This is a genomic window from Variovorax paradoxus (assembly GCF_022009635.1).
GTDB lineage: Bacteria > Pseudomonadota > Gammaproteobacteria > Burkholderiales > Burkholderiaceae_C > Variovorax.
In genome coordinates, this window is the sequence record NZ_CP091716.1 from 1,815,323 (window position 1) to 1,833,966 (window position 18,644).

Genomic DNA, 18,644 nt, shown 5'->3' on the forward strand with positions numbered 1-18,644 from the left:
ACAATGGCGCCATGAACGTGGTTTTCGATCTTGGCGCCGTGCTGTTCGCATGGGAGCCCACTCGCCTGGTACAGACTCACCTGGCGCCCCATGCACCCACCGAGGCCGCCGCGGCCGCGATGGGGCGGGCGCTCTTCCATCACGACGACTGGACCGGCTTCGACTGCGGCACCCGCACGCTGGATGACGCCATTGCCCGCATGTCGGCCCGCCTGGCGCTGCCGCCTGAACCGCTGCACACCATGCTCCAGGGGCTGGGCGAGCGGCTGGAGCCCATCGGCGTCACGGTCGAGATGCTCGAGCAGCTCATCGAGTACCGCGAAGCCGGCCAGCCGCTTCGCCTGTACTACCTGTCGAACATGCCGGCGCCCTACGCCCGGGCCATCGAGCGCCGCCATGCCTTCATGCGGCGCTTCGACGGCGGCGTGTTCTCCGGCGACGTGAAATTCCTCAAGCCCGAGCGCGAGATCTACGAAGTGCTTGCCATGCGCTACGGCCTCGATCCCGAGCAGACGGTGTTCATCGACGACTCCGCCGCCAACGTCGAAATGGCCCGTGCCTTCGGTTGGCATGCCATTCACTGCACCTCGCCGGCCATGCTGCCGTCGCAGCTGCAGCGTTACCTGCCGGTCAATACGACCTTGTCGGTGTCGAACCCCAGGCTGCGGGCGTAGTCGAGTTCGGCTTCGAGCACCGCGGCGTCGAGCCGCGGCGCGCGCGACAGCACCCAGAGGAACTGCCGGTCCGGCGTGCCGACCAGCGAGACCTGATATTCGCGGTCCAGCTTCAGGATCCAGTAGTCACCCCACACCAGCGGCAGCCAGCTGAGCCATGCCGGGGCAAAGCGCACTTCGAGCCTGCCCGCGCCGGGCTGGCCCGCCACTGGCACCACGCGCGCGCTGCCGATGGCCTCGTCGAAATTGCCGTCCTCCCGCACGCAGCGGTTGAGCACCTGCACGGTGCCGTCGGGCTGCGGCGTGTATTCGGCGGTGACGGGGCCGGCGCATTGTTTCTGGAAGCGATTGGGCAGGCGGGCCTGCTCATGCCACATGCCGGCATAGCGCTGCAGGTCGACCGGGGCCACGACCTGCAGCGGCGCGCGCATCAGGGGCGCGCCATCGGCAGGGCCTGCGGGCTGGGCGCGCGCGGTGCGTGCCGCCCCCAGTGCCAGCCAAGTCGCGACGCCGCCCACCACGAAGGCCGTGGCCATGGCGCCGATCGCATGGCTGGTGCGGCGGTCGTCGAAAGGTCGGACGGCGGGCGCCGTGGGGCGCGGGCGTTGGGTCATGAGGCACTCCTGAGGGGGGAAAGAAAAGGTACAGCTTCGCCTCAGGGTAGGGGCGCGCCGGGCGCCTGGCCGTCAGTCGCGGACCACAGCCGCTGTAGGGCAGGGAGGCCGGACCGGGGCCGTACAACCCCACGGGCATCAGGCTGATGGAGCCGCGCCGGAACCCGTGCTACGGTGCGCATGAAAACATCGGCCGACGCGCAACTGCGTGCAGGACTTGTCACAACCCGCACAGGATAATGATTTCATGAACCAACTCGATGCACTCCGCCAGTGGACCACCGTTGTCGCCGACACCGGTGACTTCAAGCAGCTCAGCGTTTCCAAGCCGCAGGACGCGACCACCAATCCGTCGCTCATCCTCAAGGCCGTGCAGAAGCCCGAATACCGTCCGCTGCTCGACGAGACCGTGAAGAAGCATGCAGGCAAGCCGCTCGACGAGGTCATCGACCGCCTGCTGGTGCGCTTCGGCACCGAAATCCTCTCGATCATCCCGGGCCGCGTGTCGACCGAAGTCGACGCCCGCCTGTCCTTCGATACCGCCGCCACCGTGGCCCGCGGCGAGCGCATCGTGGCGCTCTACAAGGCCGAAGGCATCGACACCGAGAAGCGCCTGCTCATCAAGGTGGCTTCCACGTGGGAAGGCATCGAGGCCGCGCGTGCGCTCGAGAAGAAGGGCATCCGCACCAACCTCACGCTGCTGTTCTCGTTCGCGCAGGCCGTGGCTTGCGGCGCGGCCGGGGTGCAGCTGATCTCGCCCTTCGTGGGCCGCATCTACGACTGGTACAAGAAGTCGGCCGGCGCCAAGTGGGACGAGGCCGCCAGCGCCGGCGCGAACGACCCCGGCGTGAAGTCGGTGCGCCAGATCTACGAGTACTACAAGCAGCACGGCATCAAGACCGAAGTGATGGGCGCGAGCTTCCGCAACGTGGGCCAGATCAAGGCGCTGGCCGGTTGCGACCTGCTGACCATCAGCCCCGAGCTGCTGGCCGAACTGGCCGCCAGCAACGAGCCGCTCGAACACGCGCTCGATGCCAAGGCCGCGGCCAAGGGCGACGCGCCCAAGGTGAGCTACGACGAAGCCGGTTTCCGGTTTGCGCTCAACGAAGACGCCATGGCCACCGAGAAGCTCGCCGAAGGCATCCGCGCCTTCGCGGCCGACGCGGTGAAGCTCGAGAAGCTCATGCAGGAAAGCGGCAAGTAAACATGGCCATGAAACTTCGCTGCGACCGTGCGCCGGCCTGGGCGCAACTGCAGTCCGCCTTCGACACCGCGGGCCGCCAGTTCGACGTGCGCCATGCCTTCGTCGACGACGCGGGCCGCTTCGATCGCTTCAGCCAGGAGGCACCGTATGTGTTCGCCGACCTGTCGAAGAACCTGATCGACGCGCGCACCGAAGAACTGCTGCTCACGCTGGCCCGGGAATGCGGCCTTGAGGCGCACCGCGACGCCATGTTCGCCGGCGAGCACATCAACAACACCGAAGACCGCGCGGTGCTGCACACGCTGCTGCGTGCGCCGGCCGATGCACCCACCGGCCCCAAGACCGCGAACGAGTTGCGCGAGGTGCACGCCACGCTCGACGCCATGCTGGCCTATGCCGAGAAGGTGCGCGCCGACCACACGATCACCGACGTGGTCAACATCGGCATCGGCGGCTCCGACCTCGGCCCGCAGATGGCGGTGCTGGCGCTGGCCGAGTTCGCGGCGCCGGGCAAGCGCTTCCACTTCGTCTCGAATGTCGACGGCCATGAACTGGCCGGCGTGCTGCAAGGCCTGGCGCCCGAGCACACGCTCTTCCTCATTGCCTCGAAGACCTTCACCACGGCCGAGACGATGACCAACGCGCAGTCGGCCAAGCGCTGGTACGAGCAATCGGGCGGCACGGACATCGCCGGCCACTTCGCGGCGCTCACCACCAACGTGGAAGCGGCGAAGAAGTTCGGCATCGACACCACCTTCGGCTTCTGGGACTGGGTGGGCGGACGCTATTCGCTGTGGTCGGCCATCGGCCTGCCGATTGCGCTGGCCATCGGCGCCGACGGCTTTCGCCGGCTGCTGGCGGGCGCGCATGCCATGGACGAGCACTTCCGCACCGCGCCGCTTGCGCAGAACCTGCCGGTGCGCCTGGGTCTGCTCGACGTCTGGTATCGCAACTTCCACAAGTTCACGACACGCAGCATCGCGCCGTACCACAGCGCCCTGAAGCGTGTGCCGGCCTACCTGCAGCAGCTCGAGATGGAAAGCAACGGCAAGCAGGTCGATGCGAGCGGCAAGCCCGTGGCCTTCGGCACCTCGCCGGTGCTGTGGGGCGAGCCGGGCACCAATGGCCAGCATGCCTATTTCCAGATGCTGCACCAGGGCACCGACGTGACCCCGCTCGAGTTCGTGGCGGTGCGCGACGCCGCGCACGACCTCGAGGGCCATCACCCCAAGCTGCTTGCCAACGCGCTGGCGCAGGCACAGGCGCTGATGGTCGGCAAGCTCGACGAGGGCGGCCACAGGAACTTCCCGGGCAACCGGCCGAGCACCTTCTTCGTGTTCGAGAAGCTCACGCCCGAATCGCTGGGCGCCTTCCTCGCGATGTACGAGCACCGCGTGTTCACCAGCGGCGCGCTGTGGGGCATCAACAGCTTCGACCAGTGGGGCGTGGAACTGGGCAAGGTGCTCGCCAAGGACATCGAACCGCGCCTCGCGTCGGGCGACATCACCGGACTCGACGCTTCCACCGCCGGCCTCCTCAAGCGCCTGAGCAGCTAGCCCGAACCGCTGAAAAGTGCACTAAATAAGCCGTTTGTTTGCGAACAGATGGCTGTTTTTAGCTGTATTTGTTGTTGAAAAATGCGCCGATATGATCGGCCCAGGGAAATTCCCCTGAGGTCAATCAAGAGGAGCCGATAAATGGATTTTCAAACAGCGGTAAAGACCTGCTTCAACAAGTACGCCGATTTCACCGGTCGCGCCACGCGTTCGGAGTACTGGTGGTTCGTGCTTGCCGAGGTGGTCGTTCTCATCGTGGCGAGCCTGATCCACCAATACGTGTACGTCATCGCTGCGCTGGCTTTCCTGCTGCCCGCACTGGCCGTGGGTGCGCGCCGCCTGCACGACATTGGCAAGAGCGGCTGGCTCCAGCTGCTGATGCTCATCCCGATCATCAACCTCGTGCTGATCTATTTCTACGTGCAGCCGACGCAGCCCGAGCCCAACGCCCACGGTGCGCCGCCGGCCGTCTGAACATCGAAGCGGCGCCGCCGGGCGCCATGGTTTCCAAGGGCCGCGCAAGCGGCCCTTTTTGTTTGTCTCAGGCGGTCTGCTCGCGCACCGGCGCGCCGCTGGCCATGCGCACGCACAGGTCGAAGGCCTGCTGCAGCCCCTCGATCTGCGCCACGCCCCGGCCCGCGATGTCGAAGGCGCTGCCGCTGGCCGACGTGGCCACCGGCACGGGCAGGCCGCCGTGCAGGGTCACGCCCTGCTCGAAGCCCATGAGCTTCATCGCGATTTGGCCCTGGTCGTGGTACATCGACACCACCGCGTCGACATCGCCGCGCCGCGCACCGATGAACACCGTGTCGGGCGAGAACGGGCCGCGTGCGTCGAAGCCTTCGGCGCGCAGTCGTTCGATGGCCGGCGCGATGATCTCTATCTCTTCCATGCCGATCGAGCCGCCGTCGCCCGCGTGCGGGTTGAGCCCGGTCACCGCGATGCGCGGATGCGCCACGCCAGAGCGGCGCAGCGCGGCGGCGATGATCTTCACCGCGTCGCTCACGCCCTGCACCGTGATGTGGCTCGCCACGTCCTTCAGCGGAATGTGCGAGGTCACGCGCGAGGTCCAGAGCGAGCCCGTGAGGTTGAACTCGCAGACGAAGCCGGTCACTGCAAAGCGCTCCTGCATGTAGCGCAGCTCATCCTCATGCACCAGTCCGCCCAGGCGCAGCGAATGCTTGTTGAGCGGCGCGAACAGGATCGCCTCGGCCTGCCCGCGCCGCACGGCGGCGGTGGCCAGCTCCAGCGCCTCGAAAGACGCCCGGCCGGACTGCTCGTTCGATTCGCCCAGCACCGGTTCCTGCCCTTGCATCCAGTCCTGCGCGAGCAGGGTGGGCCGGCCGTCCTCGAAGCGCAGCGTGTCGAGGCTGTCGGCCCTCAGCACGTCGAGCTTCGTGCCCGCCACGCGCTCGCCGGCCGCGAGCACGACCGGATCGGCGATCAGCAGCACGCGGGCGGCATCCAGGTTGCGCTGGCGTGCCAGCAGCTTCACGGCCATCTCGGGGCCGATGCCGCTCGGGTCGCCGAGCAGCACGGCGATGCGGGGTTTGGCGAGTGTCACGCTCGGGGTTGGGGAGGGGGTGGGCATGTTGTCGGATGCGTTGTGGAAAAAAGAAGTGGCCGGCTCACTCGGCCTTGATGTTGGCTTCGCGCACGAGCTGGCCGTAGTGCTCGAACTCCTGCCGGTTCATGGCCGCGAAGGGCTCGCCGATCAGGCCGCCGGGTTCGCCGCCCAGCGCCTTGATGCGCGCCTGCACGTCGGCCATCTTCAGCGTGCGGCCGAGTTCGGCGCTCAGCCGCTCGACCGCGGGGCGCGGCGTGCCGGCCGTCACGTACAGGCCGTACCAGGTGGACACGTCGGCGCCCTTGATGCCCTGCTCGGCCAGCGTGGGCACGTCGGGCAGCTCGGGCGAGCGCTGGGGCGCGCTCACGGCCAGCGCGCGGAACTTGCCGGCCTTGATCTGGCCCATGGCCGAGGAGGTGCTGTCGAACATCATGTCGACCTCGCCCGCGATGATGTCGACGTGCGCCTGCGAGCTGCCCTTGTACGGCACGTGGATCGACTTCATGCCGGTGGCCAGGTTGAAGGCTTCGCCGCCCACGTGCTGCGTGCTGCCGATGCCGGAAGACGCGTACTTGAAGCCGCCCGGCTTCGCGGCCATGGCCGTCACGAGGTCCTTCACCGACTTGTAGGGCGAACTGGCCGACACCACCAGCACGTTGGGCATCACCGCCACCAGCCCGACCGGCTGCAGGTCTTTCAGCGGGTCGTACTTGAGCTTGAGGATGTGGGGCGCCACCGCCTGCGCGGTGTTGGTGGCCAGCAGCAGGGTGGCGCCGTCTGCCGGCGCGCGGGCCGTGAGTTCGCCCGCGATGGTGTTCGAGGCGCCGGGGCGGTTCTCGACCACCACCGTCTGCTTCAGGGCCTGCGAGAACTTGTCGGCCAGCACGCGCGCCAGGATGTCGGTGCCGCCGCCGGGCGAGGCGCCGACCATGATGCGCATCGGCTTGTCGGGGTAGGGCGCCTGCGCGCCGGCCGTGAGCGGGGCCGTTGCGAGCAGCATGGCCGCCGCCAGCCCCGCCGCGCGGGCCAGGAAAGAAAGCTTCATCGGTTTGTCTCCAGCTTGTTATGGCGCTGAGCGTACGGAGCTTCTTGCCCGCGATCCAATCGAAAAAGCCCGGGAGTCCATATACTTTTGTGCATGACTTCCGGCCTGACAGACGCCTCGCTGATGCTCCACGTACGGCCGCGCCAGCTGCTTCTGCTGGCCCGGCTCGACACCCACCGGCACCTCGGCCGCGCGGCCGAGGCCATGAACATCAGCCAGCCGGCGGCCACCAAGTTGTTGCAGCAGCTGGAAGATTCGCTGGGCGAGAGGCTCTTCGAGCGCCTGGCGCGCGGCATGGAGCCCACGGCCTACGGCCAGATCCTCATCCGCTACGCCCATCGCGTGCTCAGCGACTTCGGCACCGCCCGCGAGGAAATGCTGGCGCTGCGCTCGGGCCTGAGCGGCGCGCTGCGCGTGGGCAGCGTGCCGGGCGCGGTCCCCGAGCTGCTGGCGCCGGCCCTGGTGGAGTACCACCGCCGCCATCCGCAGGTGGCCGTGTCGGTGGTGGTGGAGACCAGCGACGTGATCCAGGCGCAGCTGGAGCAGGGCGACGTCGACCTCGTGCTGGGCCGGCTCACCGACGGGCACGACGAGGCGAAGTACGCGAGCGTGCCGCTGCTGGGCGAGTCGCAGGTGGTGGTGGTGCGCGCGGGGCATCCGGTGTTCGAGCGCGCCAACCTCACGCTGGCCGAGATGGCGGACTGGTCGTGGGTGCTGCAGCCGCCGGGCTCGCCGCAGCGCGGGCGCTTCGAGGCGGCGATGCGCGAGGCCGGCATCCGGACGCGGCTGGACATCATCGAAACGGCATCGCCCATCGCCATCACCGCGCTGCTCGAGAACTCCGACATGGCGGCGGTGATGCCCGCCTCGCAGGCCAGCCACTACGCCCGGCTGGGCGTGCTGCGCACCGTGCCCATCGAGCTGCCGGTGCGCGTGCCGCCCATCTGCCTCATCACCCGCGAAGACCGGCCGCTGTCGCCGGCGGCGGTGCAGTTCCGGCGCCAGCTGCTGGGCGGCGTCTGAAGTCTTTTTACCGCCCCGTGTGCATGCTGTATTGCGTTAACTAGGGAATCTACCAGTCGATTGGTGCATGAAAGTACCAGGGCTGACATTCGAAGTACCAAAACCGCAAGCGCGTTTCTCCAGAATTCGGCCACGGCGACCCGACAACAAGAGGGCGTCGCTCACCTCTAGGAGACAACATGAAGCGTTTTCTGAAAGCGGGCCTCGTCCTCGCACTCATCGGCACGGGCGTCGTTTCCCAGGCCGCCACCGAACTCGTGATCGCGACCGTCAACAACGGCCACATGATCGAGATGCAGAAGCTCACGCCCTTCTTCGAGAAGGCCAACCCCGACATCAAGCTCAAGTGGGTCACGCTGGAGGAAGGCACGCTGCGCCAGCGCGTGACCACCGACATCGCCACCAAGGGCGGCCAGTTCGACGTGATGACCATCGGCCTGTACGAAGCGCCGATCTGGTCGAAGAAGGGCTGGCTCAAGCCCATCGCCACCGACGCCGCCTACGACATCGACGACCTGCTGCCGGCCATCCGCAACGGCCTGTCGTACGAAGGCAAGCTCTACGCCGCTCCGTTCTACGGCGAAAGCTCGATGCTCATGTACCGCAAGGACCTGGCCGACAAGGTGGGCGTGAAGTTCCCCGACCAGCCCACCTGGGCGCAGGTGAAGGAGTTCGCCGACAAGGCCAACGACCCGAAGAACGGCGTGTACGGCATGTGCCTGCGCGGCAAGCCGGGCTGGGGCGACAACATGGCCTTCCTGACCACGCTGGTCAACACCAACGGCGGCCAGTGGTTCGACATGCAGTGGAAGCCGCAGATCGACACCAAGGCCTGGAAGGACGCGATCACCTTCTACGTCGACATCATGAAGAAGGACGGCCCGCAGGGCGCATCGGCCAACAGCTTCAACGAGAACCTGGCGCTGTTCAACGAAGGCAAGTGCGCGGCCTGGGTCGACGCGACCATCGCGGCCTCTTTCATCAGCGACCCGAAGCAGTCCAGGGTGGCCGACAAGGTGGCCTTCGCGCAGGCGCCGACCGCCGTCACGCCCAAGGGCGCCAACTGGCTGTGGTCGTGGAATCTCGCGATTCCCGCCAGCTCGACCAAGGACGAGGCGGCGCAGAAGTTCATCAAGTGGGCCACTTCCAAGGACTACATCGCCCTGGTGGCCAAGGAAACCGGCTGGGCCTCGGTGCCGACCGGCACGCGCAAGTCGACCTATGCGAACCCCGAGTTCCAGAAGGTCGCCAAGTTCGCCGAGGCCGAGAAGAAGGCCATCGACAGCGCGAACCTGACGGACAGCACGCTGCCCAAGTCGCCGTACGTGGGCGTGCAGTACGCGGCCATTCCCGAGTTCCAGGCGATCGGCGTGTCGGTGGGGCAGCAGATGAGCGCGGCGCTGGCGGGCAAGGTCACGGTGGAGCAGGCGCTGAAGACTTCGCAGACGCTGGCCGAGCGTGAGATGAAGAAGGCCGGGTACTACAAGTAACCCGCTTCTTTTCCCTCTCCCCTCGGGGAGAGGGCCAGGGTGAGGGGGCAGCAGCGCGTCCATCGCCGACGCCGCATGCCCTCACCCCAACCCTCTCCCGCAAACGGGAGAGGGGGCCAAAGCCAGAGAGGAACCAACAATGAAACGACTCCTGCCCCGCGCCCTCATGGCGCCCGCGGTGCTCACGCTCTTCCTCTGGATGATCGTGCCGCTGCTGATGACGTTGTACTTCTCGTTCGTCAACTACAACCTCATGCAGCCCGGCGAACGCACGTTCGCGGGCATCGAGAACTTTCACTACTTCGTCACCGACCCCGACTTCTGGCCGGCCACCTGGAACACGCTGCTGCTGATCGGCAGCGTGATCGTCATCACCGTGGTGCTGGGCGTGCTGCTGGCGCTGCTGGTGAACGAGCCCTTCCCAGGGCGCGGCATCGTGCGTGTGCTGCTGATCTCGCCGTTCTTCGTCATGCCCGCTGTCAACGCGCTGCTGTGGAAGCACATGATGATGAACCCCATCTACGGCGTGCTCGCCGACCTGTGGCGCTTCTTCGGCGCGCAGCCGGTGGACTGGCTCACCGATTTCCCGCTGCTGTCCGTGATCATCATGGTGGCCTGGCAGTGGCTGCCCTTTGCGTGCCTGATCTTCATCACCTCGCTGCAGTCGCTCGACCGCGAGCAGATGGAAGCCGCGCGCATGGACGGCGCGAGCCCGGTGCAGCGCTTCTTCTACCTGACCATTCCGCACCTGGGCCGTCCGATGGCCGTGGTGATCATGATCGAGATGATCTTCCTGCTCAGCGTGTTCGCGGAGATCGCCATCACCACCAACGGCGGCCCTGGCAACGCGAGCACCAACATGACCTACATGATCTTCAAGCAGTCGCTCATGAACTTCGACGTGGGCGTGGCTTCGGCCGGCGCGCTGTTCGCGGTGGTGCTGGCCAACATCGTGGCGGTGTTCCTGATTCGCATGATCGGCAAGAACCTGGATTGAGGAGCCACACACCATGCAACAACAACAAGCTCCCAGCAATTTCCTGCCGCAACTGCTGCGCACCGTGGGTGCGTGGGCCGTCACGCTCGTGCTGTTCTTTCCGCTCGGCTGGCTGTTCCTCACGGCCTTCAAGACGGAGCTGCAGGCCATCAGCGTGCCGCCGCTCTTCATCTTCGAGCCCACGCTCGACAACTTCGGCGAGGTGCAGCGCCGCAGCGACTACCTGCTGTATGCGCGCAACTCGCTCATCACCAGCCTGGGCTCGACCATCCTCGGCCTCCTGATCGCGGCGCCCGCTGCGTATTCGATGGCCTTCTTCCGCACGAAGAAGACGCGCGACATCCTGATGTGGATGCTCTCCACCAAGATGATGCCGGCCGTGGGCGCGCTGGTGCCGATCTACGTGCTGGCGCAGACCGCCGGCATGCTCGATTCGCTGCCCGCGCTGACCATCGTGTTCACGCTGTCGAACCTTCCGATCATGGTGTGGATGCTCTACAGCGCCTACAAGGACATCCCCAACGAGATCCTGGAAGCCGCGCGCATGGACGGCGCCAGCCTGTGGACCGAGTTCCGCCATGTGGTGCTGCCGCTATCGGTGGGCGGGCTCGCCTCGACCGGCCTGCTGTGCCTGGTGCTGAGCTGGAACGAGGCCTTCTGGGCGCTCAACCTCACCTCCGCCAAGGCCGGCACGCTGGCCACGCTGATCGCCTCGTACTCCAGCCCCGAAGGCCTGTTCTGGGCCAAGTTGTCGGCGGCTTCGCTGATGGCCATCGCGCCCATCGTGGTGTTCGGCTGGTTCAGCCAGAAGCAGCTAGTGCAAGGCCTGACCTTCGGCGCCGTCAAGTAAAGAAAGGGAGACATCTCATGGCCTACCTCGAACTCAAGAACATCAAGAAGAGCTTTGGTGAAGTCAACATCATCAAGGGCGTCGACCTGCAGATCCAGAAGGGCGAGTTCATCGTCTTCGTCGGGCCCTCGGGCTGCGGCAAGTCGACGCTGCTGCGGCTGATTGCCGGGCTGGAGCCCATCACCAGCGGCAACCTGCTGCTCGACGGCAAGGACATCACCTGGACGCCTTCGGGCAAGCGCGACCTGGCGATGGTGTTCCAGAGCTACGCGCTCTATCCGCACATGAGCGTGTACGACAACATGTCCTTCGCGCTCAAGCTGGCGGGCGTGTCCAAGGACGAGATCAAGACCAAGGTCGAGTACGCGGCCAGGACGCTGAACCTCACGCAGTACCTCGACCGCACGCCCAAGGAGCTGTCGGGCGGCCAGCGCCAGCGCGTGGCCATCGGCCGCGCCATCGTGCGCGCGCCCAAGGTGTTCCTGTTCGACGAGCCGCTGTCGAACCTCGACGCGGCGCTGCGCGGCAACACGCGGGTGGAAATCCACAAGCTGCACCGCGCGCTCGGCGCGACCACCATCTACGTCACGCACGACCAGGTGGAGGCCATGACGCTGGCCGACCGCGTGGTGGTGCTGAAAGACGGGCTGATCGAACAGGTCGGCACGCCGCTGGAGCTGTACGACCGCCCGGCCAACCAGTTCGTCGCTCAGTTCATCGGCATGCCGTCGATGAACATGATGGCGGCCAGCGCGATTCCCAGCTTCTCGGCCGCCACCGGCGGCAGGCTGCCGAGCGACGGCTTCCTGGGCGTGCGGCCCGAGGGCCTGCGCGTGCATCCGAAGCAGGGCGCACCGGTGTCCGATGTGCAGGGCCGCGTCGAGCTGATCGAGGCGCTGGGCGCCGACACGCTCATCCATGTCGACGTGGGCGGCGTGCCGCTGATCGCGCGGCAGAACGACCGCACGCCGCTGCAGGCCGGCGACGACGTGGCCGTGGAGCTCGATCCGTCGGTGCTGCACCTGTTCAACCGCGAAGGCCGCTCGGTCGGCGCGTGAGCGATCCCCGATTTTTTCCAACGTCTTTTCAACGGACATCCCCGTGACCATCGCGCAAATTCCACCGGCTCCCTCGGAGTTCACGGTGCTTCATCTCGGCCTGGGCTCGTTCCACCGCGCCCACCAGGCGGTGTACCTGCAGCGGCTGATCGACGCGGGCGACACCCGCTGGTCGCTGTCGGGCGCCAACATCCGGCCGGACATGGCCGACGTCGTCGCGGCGCTGCAGGCGCAGGGCGGGCGCTACACGCTGGAGACGGTGTCGCCCGCGGGCGAATACCGCTACGAGGAAATCGACGCCATCCGCGAGGTGCTGCCGTGGGAGCGCTCGCTGGCGAACGTGGTCGCGCGCGGCGCGGCGCCGTCGACCCGCATCGTGTCGTTCACCGTGACGGAAGCCGGCTACTACCTCGACAACAAGGGCCGGCTGGACCTGTCCTTCGGCGACCTCGCCGCCGACGTTGAGCGCGCGCGCAAGGGCGAGGCCGGCGGCGACAACGTGACCATCTACGGCGCCGTGTGCGCCATCCTGCGCGCGCGCAAGGCCGCCGGTGCCGGCGCCGTGACGCTCTTGAACTGCGACAACCTGCGCCACAACGGCGAGCGCTTTCGCGCCGGGCTGCTGGAGTTCATCGAACTTGCGGGCGACGCCGATCTGCTGGCCTGGGTGAACGCGAACACGCGCTGCCCGAACGCGATGGTCGATCGCATCACGCCGCGTCCGCCGCCCGAGTTGCGCGCGCGCGTGAAGGCCGCCACGGGGCGCGACGACGCGGCCGCCATCACCGGCGAGAGCTTCATCCAGTGGGTCGTCGAAGACGACTTCGCGGCCGGCCGGCCGGATTGGGGTCGCGTGGGCGTGGAGCTGGTGGCGTCGGTGCAACCTTATGAGGAGGCCAAGATCCGCATCCTCAATGCCACGCACAGCTGCATTGCCTGGGCGGGCACGCTGGTGGGGCTGAACTTCATTCATGAAGGCACGCACGACGCGGCCATCCGCAAGATGGCGTTCGACTACGTCACCGACGACGTCATTCCCTGCCTGAGCCCGAGCCCGATCGATCTCGCGGCCTATCGCGACGTGGTGCTCGACCGCTTCGGCAACCCCGCCATCCGCGACACCAACCAGCGCGTGGCGGCGGACGGCTTCTCGAAGATTCCCGGCTTCATCGCGCCGACGGTGCGCGAACGGCTGGCGGCGGGCCAGGGCATCGACAGCGTGGCGATGCTGCCCGCGCTGTTCCTGGCCTTCCTGCAGCGCTGGCACAAGGGTGCGCTGCCCTACGCCTACCAGGACCAGGGAATGGACGAGGCGGTGGCGCACGCGATCTGCGACGCGGCAGACCCGGTGGCCGCGCTGTGCGCCGACGCGGGGCTGTGGGGCAACATCGCCGCCGATGGCCGGCTGGTCGACGCGGTGCGCCGCGCCGGCGAACGCGTCGCGCGCTTCGTCGCCGCCGGAGCACAGGAAAAGCCATGAACGGCCGCCTGCGGGACCGGCATGTGCTGCTGACCGGCGCGGGCGGCGGCATCGGCCTTGCCGTGGCGCGTGCCTGCATCGCCGAGGGCGCGCGCTGCACGGTGATCGACCGCGCCATCGCCGCGCCAGAGGCTGTGCGCACCCTGCAGCAAGCTCACCCCGACAGGCTCGCCTACATCGCGGCCGACGTGACCGACACCGCCGCCATCACGCACATGCTGGCGGAGGCGCAGGTGGCCTTCGGGCCGGTGCACACGCTGTTCAACAACGCGGCGGTGTTCGACCTCGCGCCGCTGCTGGACAGCGACGAGGCCTCGTTCGACAGGCTGTTCGCGGTCAATGTGAAGGGCATGTTCTTCGTCATGCAGGCGGTGCTGCGGCACATGGTGGAGGCGGGCACGCAGGGCGCGTCGGTCATCAACATGGCTTCGCAGGCGGGGCGCCGGGGCGAGGCGCTGGTGGCGCACTACTGCGCGACCAAGGCGGCCGTCATCAGCTACACCCAGAGCGCCGCGCTGGCGATGGCGCCGCACGGCATACGGGTCAACGGCATTGCGCCCGGCGTGGTCGATACGCCGATGTGGGACCATGTCGACAGCCTGTTCGCCAAGGCCGAGGGACTGCCGCCCGGAGAAAAGAAGCGGCAGGTGGGGCTGGCGGTGCCGCTCGGACGCATGGGCGTGCCGGACGACATCGCGGGGGCGGCGGTGTTTCTCGCCAGCGACGAGGCGCGCTACATCACGGCGCAGACCTTGAATGTCGATGGCGGCAATGTCATGAGCTGAGCCGATTTTTTTCTTGCGCGAGATGAACGACGATTTCCACCTCTACCTCGACAGCGCCGACTTGGCGGAGCTCGAGACCTGCCTGCCTCACCCCGTGGTGCATGGCGTGACGACCAACCCGACGCTGCTCAAGCGCGCGGGCGTTGGCCTTGCTGCCGTGCCGGGACTGCTCGCGCGCTGCATCGAACTGGGCGCGCGACAAGTGCAGGCGCAGGTTCATTCGGAACACGTCGACGGCATGCTCGAAGACGCTCGTGCCTTGCTGCCGCACTTCGACCTCGGCCAGCTCGTCATCAAGATTCCCGCCACGCGCCAGGGCCTGGACGCCGGCGCGCGGCTCATCGCGCAGGGCGTGCCCGTTACCTGGACCGCCGTGTACGCGCCGGAGCAGGCGCACTTCGCGGCGCAACTGGGCGCGGCCTATGCGGCGCCGTACCTCGGGCGGCTGGAAGACGCGGGCACCGACGGGCTGGCGCTGATCGCGCAGATGCAGTCGCTGGTGGCGCGGCGGCCGTCCTCCGGCACGCGGCTGCTTGTGGCCAGCATCCGCTCGCGCGAGGCCTATCTTTCGCTGCTGGGGCTCGGCGTGGGCGCCATCACCATTCCGCCGCGGCTCTTTGCCGAACTGCTCGATCATCCGGCGACACTGGCGGCCGAGAGCGGCTTCCTGGCCGATGCACGCGCCTTGCCCTGACCGACGACACAGAATTCCGATTCACACACCATGCGCATTGCACTCACGGGCGAAGCCCTGATCGATTTCACCGCCGGCGAGGCGGGCACCCTGGCTTTCCTGGGCCATGAAGGCGGCTCGCCGCTGAACACCGCCGTGGCCTGCGCGCGGCTCGGGCAGCCGACCGGCTTTCTCACGCAGCTGTCGACCGACCTGTTCGGCGAAAGGCTGATGGGCTTTCTGCAGAAGAACGGCGTGGACACCAGCTTCATTCTGCGCAGCAGCGCGCCGTCGACGCTGGCTTTTGTCGAGCGCACGCCGCAGACCAACCGCTACGCCTTCTACACGCGTGGCAGCGCCGACGCCACCTGGTCGCCCGAGCCGCTGCCGCAGCTGCCGGCGCAGTGCCGCTTCCTGCATTTCGGTTCGATCTCGCTGCTGCAGGACCCGGCCGCCACGCGCATCGCCGACCTCGTCGCCGCGAACCGGGGGCAGCGCGTGGTCGTGTTCGATCCGAACGTGCGGCCCAGCCTGATCACCGACATGGCCGCTTATCGCCAGCGCGTGGCCGGCTGGTTCGGCATGGCCGACCTCGTCAAGCTGAGCGACGAGGATGCGGCGCTGCTCGCGCCCGGCCAGCCCGTCGACGCGCTGGCCGCCGACTGCCTGGCGGCCGGCGCGCGCGCCGTGATCGTCACGCGCGGCGGCGACGGCGCCACGCTCTGGCGCGACGGGCGTGCGCCCATTACGGTTGCCGCGCCGCGCGTCGAGGTGGTCGACACCATCGGCGCGGGCGACACCTTCACGGCCGGGCTGTCGGTCTCGCTGCTGGCGCACGGCGTCGAGCGGCCGGAGCAACTGGGCGAGCTGGGCGACGACGCATGGCGCGAGGTGATGGCTTTCGCCGCCACCGCCGCCGCCCTGAACTGCACCCGCGAGGGTGCCGATCCACCCACGCTGGAGGCGGTTCACGCCGCGCTGGCGAAGGAAGAAAATACGGCTGTTGCTTCCCGGTCCTGAACCGTGCTGCCATGACGACGTCCACACGCAAACGCTCGGTCCCCCGCCAGCGCCAACCCGAGCTGGAGCGCGATTTCGCGCGCTCCCCTTCGCTGGGCTACGAGGCGCCCGAAGAAACCGGCCTGGTGCGCTGCCTGGCGCACGGCTTTCCCAGCCCGCTGGTGCGATGGCACTTCCATGAAGACTACGAGCTGCACCTGATCACCGAGACCTCGGGCAAGGCTTTCATCGGCGACTGGATCGGGCCTTTCCAGCCGGGGCACCTGGTGCTGTGCGGGCCGCGCCTGCCGCACAACTGGATCTCGCTGGACGTGCCCGAAGGCGGCGCCGCGGGGCGCGACCGGGTGATCCAGTTCCGCCACGAGCCGATCGAGAGCGCGGCCGCCGGCATTCCGGAGCTGCGCGAGGTGATGCAGTTGCTGGAGCGCGCGCGCCACGGCATTGAGTTCTTCGGCATGTCGCAGCAGGCGCAGGCGCACTGGGACCGCATCAAGGCCGCGCGCGGCGTGCGCCGCCTGGGCCTGTTCCTTGACTTCATGGCCGACCTGGCGCAATGCACCGACTACCGGCTGCTGTCGAGCGTGCAGATGCAGGGCGCGCAGGGCGCGGACGGCGACGCGCAGGTCGACCAGATCAACGGCATCGTCAACCGCATCACCAACAACATGGCGGACCCGATCTCGATGTCGGACGTGGCGGCCGAGCTGGGCATGAGCGAGAGCCGCTTCAGCCGCTTCTTCAGGCGTTCCACCGGCAACAGCTTCACCGATTTCGTCAACCGCGTGCGCATCAACAGCGCCTGCCACCTGCTGATGCAGACCGACCACTACGTGACCGACATCTGCTACCAGGTGGGCTTCAACAACGTGGCCAACTTCAACCGGCGCTTCCTGGAGATCAAGGGCATGACGCCGAGCGAATTCCGGCGCCAGGCAGACACGCGCTTCGGCGGCGGCATCTCTTCCTAAGTAAGCACAAGACCAGGGGGTTCATCTTGTATCTGGGACTCGACCTCGGCACGTCCGAGCTCAAGGCGCTGCTGCTCGTCGACGATCACCGCATCGTGGGCGTGGCGCGCGCGCCGCTCACGGTCCAGAGGCCGCATCCGCTGTGGTCGGAGCAGGCGCCGGCCCAGTGGTGGCAGGCGCTCGAGCAGGTCATGGCGCAGTTGCGAGAGGCGCACGGCGAGGCGTTGTCGGCGGTGCGCGCCATCGGCCTGTCGGGCCAGATGCACGGCGCCACGCTGCTCGATGCGGCCGGCGAGGTGCTGCGGCCCGCGATCCTGTGGAACGACGGGCGCAGCGGCGCGCAGTGCGAGGCGCTCACGCGTTCCGTGCCGCGGCTGGGCGAGATCGCGGGCAACCTGGCGATGCCGGGCTTCACCGCGCCCAAGCTGCTGTGGGTGCGCGAGCACGAGCCCGAAATCTTCGCGCGTACCGCACGCGTGCTGCTGCCGAAGGACTGGCTGCGCTTCATGCTCAGCGGCGAGGCGGTCAGCGAGATGTCGGACGCGGCGGGCACGCTGTGGCTCGACGTGGGTGCGCGCGACTGGTCGGACGAGCTTCTCGCGGCCACGGGGCTGACGCGTGCGCACATGCCGCGGCTGGTCGAAGGCAGCGAGGTTTCGGCGCTGCTGAAGCCCGAACTCGCGGCGCGCTGGGGCCTGGGGGAGGGCGTGAAGATCGCGGGCGGCGCGGGCGACAACGCCGCCAGCGCGGTCGGCATGGGGCTGGTCGAGCCGGGGCAGGGCTTCGTGTCGCTGGGCACCTCGGGCGTGGTGTTCGTGTCGACCGACCGCTTCCTGCCGAACCCCGCGCAGGCGATGCACGCCTTCTGCCATGCGCTGCCGGATCGCTGGCACCAGATGTCGGTGATGCTCTCGGCCGCGAGCGCGGTGAGCTGGGCCGCGAAGACTTTCAGGTTCGCGGACGAGGCCGCGCTGCTCGAAGCGGCGGCGTCGGTGCCGTTGGCGCAGCGCGAGCGCTGCCCGCTCTTTCTGCCGTACCTTTCGGGCGAACGCTCGCCGCACAACAACCCGAATGCGCAGGGCGTGCTGTTCGGGCTGACGCATGCGCACGGGCCGGCCGAGATCGCCTATGCCGTGGTCGAGGGTGTGAGCTTCGGCCTGCGAGACGGCTTTGACACCCTGCGGCTGCCGGCCGACATGCCGCTGCGCGAAGTGGCGCTGGTGGGTGGCGGCGCGCGCAGCGTGTGGTGGGGACAGTTGCTGGCTGACATCTTCGGCGTGACGCTCACGCTCTATGCGGGCAGCGAGACGGGCGGGGCGCTGGGCGCGGCGCGGCTGGCGTGGCTGGCCGATGGGGGGGATGTCGCCGAAGTGTGCACGTTGCCGCCAGTGAAGCAGCAGCTGATGCCGTCGACGGAAGCCGCTGCTTCGCATCAGGCGCGGCACACGCGATTCCAGGCGCTCTACACGGCGTTGCGAGACCAGTTCCACTAACCAAGCGCCCATAAAAAAACCCGTCGCAAGACGGGTTTTTTGTTTCGCGAAACACCGCGGAACCGGCTCTGCCGGGCCGCAGGTGTTGCCCCCGGTAGGGGGTAGGCGTAGCGGACACGAAGTGCCGCGCAGCCTGGGGGCGAGCGA

18 protein-coding genes are annotated in these 18,644 nt (G+C 67.9%); 15 read left to right on the forward strand and 3 right to left on the reverse strand.

All coding sequences use genetic code 11. The annotated features are described in order from the left end of the window. The first annotated feature begins 11 nt into the window (after positions 1-11). Entirely contained in the window at positions 12-674 is a 663-nt protein-coding gene (locus L3V85_RS08490) for an HAD family hydrolase (RefSeq protein WP_237678877.1), read from the forward strand. Here the strand turns inward: L3V85_RS08490 and L3V85_RS08495 are convergent. Then, positions 620-1,288, reverse strand: a complete 669-nt coding sequence (locus tag L3V85_RS08495; RefSeq protein ID WP_237678878.1) for a lipocalin family protein — start codon at positions 1,286-1,288, stop codon at positions 620-622. The two genes, L3V85_RS08490 and L3V85_RS08495, sit on opposite strands and share 55 nt — an antisense overlap. Positions 1,289-1,535: 247 nt before the next feature. On the opposite strand from L3V85_RS08495, the gene tal reads away from it, so the two are divergent. From tal to L3V85_RS08510, 3 genes are all read left to right on the forward strand, one after another. After that, a complete protein-coding gene (gene tal / locus L3V85_RS08500) occupies positions 1,536-2,492 on the forward strand; it encodes a transaldolase (RefSeq protein WP_237678879.1) in 957 nt (318 codons plus the stop codon). Between the two features lie 2 nt (positions 2,493-2,494). Beyond that, positions 2,495-4,048 (forward strand): glucose-6-phosphate isomerase, encoded by a 1,554-nt coding sequence (gene pgi / locus L3V85_RS08505; RefSeq protein WP_237678880.1) that lies wholly within the window; start codon positions 2,495-2,497, stop codon positions 4,046-4,048. Positions 4,049-4,189: 141 nt separating this feature from the next. Then, positions 4,190-4,522, forward strand: coding sequence for a DUF805 domain-containing protein (locus L3V85_RS08510; protein WP_237678881.1), 333 nt, complete (start codon positions 4,190-4,192; stop codon positions 4,520-4,522). Between the two features lie 67 nt (positions 4,523-4,589). On the opposite strand, the gene L3V85_RS08515 is transcribed toward L3V85_RS08510, so the two are convergent. Beyond that, positions 4,590-5,639: a 4-hydroxythreonine-4-phosphate dehydrogenase PdxA gene (locus L3V85_RS08515; RefSeq protein ID WP_237678882.1), complete on the reverse strand. Its 1,050-nt coding sequence runs from the start codon at positions 5,637-5,639 to the stop codon at positions 4,590-4,592. 37 nt (positions 5,640-5,676) lie between these two features. Next, the gene (locus L3V85_RS08520) at positions 5,677-6,660 is read right to left on the reverse strand and encodes a Bug family tripartite tricarboxylate transporter substrate binding protein (protein WP_237678883.1); all 984 of its coding nucleotides are present in this window, start codon (positions 6,658-6,660) and stop codon (positions 5,677-5,679) included. A gap of 93 nt (positions 6,661-6,753) precedes the next feature. Here L3V85_RS08520 and L3V85_RS08525 point away from each other — a divergent pair, with 93 nt between their 5' ends. The 11 genes from L3V85_RS08525 to xylB all read left to right on the forward strand — a co-directional run bounded on the left by L3V85_RS08525 (position 6,754) and on the right by xylB (position 18,497). Then, positions 6,754-7,683, forward strand: a complete 930-nt coding sequence (locus tag L3V85_RS08525; RefSeq protein WP_237678884.1) for a LysR family transcriptional regulator — start codon at positions 6,754-6,756, stop codon at positions 7,681-7,683. Between the two features lie 179 nt (positions 7,684-7,862). Next, positions 7,863-9,173 carry an ABC transporter substrate-binding protein gene (locus tag L3V85_RS08530; protein ID WP_237678885.1) on the forward strand — a complete coding sequence of 437 codons (1,311 nt, stop codon included), beginning with the start codon at positions 7,863-7,865 and terminating at the stop codon, positions 9,171-9,173. 139 nt (positions 9,174-9,312) lie between these two features. Beyond that, entirely contained in the window at positions 9,313-10,170 is an 858-nt protein-coding gene (locus L3V85_RS08535; RefSeq protein WP_237678886.1) for a carbohydrate ABC transporter permease, read from the forward strand. Positions 10,171-10,183: 13 nt separating this feature from the next. After that, a complete protein-coding gene (locus L3V85_RS08540) occupies positions 10,184-11,020 on the forward strand; it encodes a carbohydrate ABC transporter permease (RefSeq protein ID WP_237678887.1) in 837 nt (278 codons plus the stop codon). A 17-nt stretch (positions 11,021-11,037) separates the two neighbouring features. Then, on the forward strand, positions 11,038-12,078 hold the full coding sequence (locus tag L3V85_RS08545; RefSeq protein WP_237678888.1) for an ABC transporter ATP-binding protein: 1,041 nt from the start codon (positions 11,038-11,040) through the stop codon (positions 12,076-12,078). A gap of 85 nt (positions 12,079-12,163) precedes the next feature. Continuing rightward, positions 12,164-13,558 carry a D-arabinitol 4-dehydrogenase gene (gene dalD / locus L3V85_RS08550; protein WP_237680528.1) on the forward strand — a complete coding sequence of 465 codons (1,395 nt, stop codon included), beginning with the start codon at positions 12,164-12,166 and terminating at the stop codon, positions 13,556-13,558. After that, positions 13,555-14,343: an L-iditol 2-dehydrogenase gene (locus L3V85_RS08555; protein WP_237678889.1), complete on the forward strand. Its 789-nt coding sequence runs from the start codon at positions 13,555-13,557 to the stop codon at positions 14,341-14,343. The genes dalD and L3V85_RS08555 overlap by 4 nt, the downstream gene beginning before the upstream one ends. 22 nt (positions 14,344-14,365) lie before the next feature. Further along, on the forward strand, positions 14,366-15,037 hold the full coding sequence (locus L3V85_RS08560) for a transaldolase family protein (RefSeq protein ID WP_237678890.1): 672 nt from the start codon (positions 14,366-14,368) through the stop codon (positions 15,035-15,037). Positions 15,038-15,067: 30 nt separating this feature from the next. Next, the gene (locus L3V85_RS08565; protein WP_237678891.1) at positions 15,068-16,036 is read left to right on the forward strand and encodes a carbohydrate kinase family protein; all 969 of its coding nucleotides are present in this window, start codon (positions 15,068-15,070) and stop codon (positions 16,034-16,036) included. Positions 16,037-16,047: 11 nt separating this feature from the next. Beyond that, positions 16,048-17,004 (forward strand): AraC family transcriptional regulator, encoded by a 957-nt coding sequence (locus L3V85_RS08570; RefSeq protein WP_237678892.1) that lies wholly within the window; start codon positions 16,048-16,050, stop codon positions 17,002-17,004. 26 nt (positions 17,005-17,030) lie between these two features. Continuing rightward, complete coding sequence (gene xylB, locus L3V85_RS08575; protein WP_237678893.1) at positions 17,031-18,497, forward strand: xylulokinase; 1,467 nt, start codon at positions 17,031-17,033, stop codon at positions 18,495-18,497. Positions 18,498-18,644: the final 147 nt, after the last annotated feature.

Bases quoted from the DNA above. Each gene is read 5' to 3' on its own strand.
- L3V85_RS08490 (WP_237678877.1), top strand. From the start codon at position 12: ATGAACGTGGTTTTCGATCTTGGCGCCGTGCTGTTCGCATGGGAGCCC.
- L3V85_RS08495 (WP_237678878.1), bottom strand. From the start codon at position 1,288: ATGACCCAACGCCCGCGCCCCACGGCGCCCGCCGTCCGACCTTTCGAC.
- tal (WP_237678879.1), top strand. From the start codon at position 1,536: ATGAACCAACTCGATGCACTCCGCCAGTGGACCACCGTTGTCGCCGAC.
- pgi (WP_237678880.1), top strand. From the start codon at position 2,495: ATGGCCATGAAACTTCGCTGCGACCGTGCGCCGGCCTGGGCGCAACTG.
- L3V85_RS08510 (WP_237678881.1), top strand. From the start codon at position 4,190: ATGGATTTTCAAACAGCGGTAAAGACCTGCTTCAACAAGTACGCCGAT.
- L3V85_RS08515 (WP_237678882.1), bottom strand. From the start codon at position 5,639: ATGCCCACCCCCTCCCCAACCCCGAGCGTGACACTCGCCAAACCCCGC.
- L3V85_RS08520 (WP_237678883.1), bottom strand. From the start codon at position 6,660: ATGAAGCTTTCTTTCCTGGCCCGCGCGGCGGGGCTGGCGGCGGCCATG.
- L3V85_RS08525 (WP_237678884.1), top strand. From the start codon at position 6,754: ATGACTTCCGGCCTGACAGACGCCTCGCTGATGCTCCACGTACGGCCG.
- L3V85_RS08530 (WP_237678885.1), top strand. From the start codon at position 7,863: ATGAAGCGTTTTCTGAAAGCGGGCCTCGTCCTCGCACTCATCGGCACG.
- L3V85_RS08535 (WP_237678886.1), top strand. From the start codon at position 9,313: ATGAAACGACTCCTGCCCCGCGCCCTCATGGCGCCCGCGGTGCTCACG.
- L3V85_RS08540 (WP_237678887.1), top strand. From the start codon at position 10,184: ATGCAACAACAACAAGCTCCCAGCAATTTCCTGCCGCAACTGCTGCGC.
- L3V85_RS08545 (WP_237678888.1), top strand. From the start codon at position 11,038: ATGGCCTACCTCGAACTCAAGAACATCAAGAAGAGCTTTGGTGAAGTC.
- L3V85_RS08555 (WP_237678889.1), top strand. From the start codon at position 13,555: ATGAACGGCCGCCTGCGGGACCGGCATGTGCTGCTGACCGGCGCGGGC.
- L3V85_RS08560 (WP_237678890.1), top strand. From the start codon at position 14,366: ATGAACGACGATTTCCACCTCTACCTCGACAGCGCCGACTTGGCGGAG.
- L3V85_RS08565 (WP_237678891.1), top strand. From the start codon at position 15,068: ATGCGCATTGCACTCACGGGCGAAGCCCTGATCGATTTCACCGCCGGC.
- L3V85_RS08570 (WP_237678892.1), top strand. From the start codon at position 16,048: ATGACGACGTCCACACGCAAACGCTCGGTCCCCCGCCAGCGCCAACCC.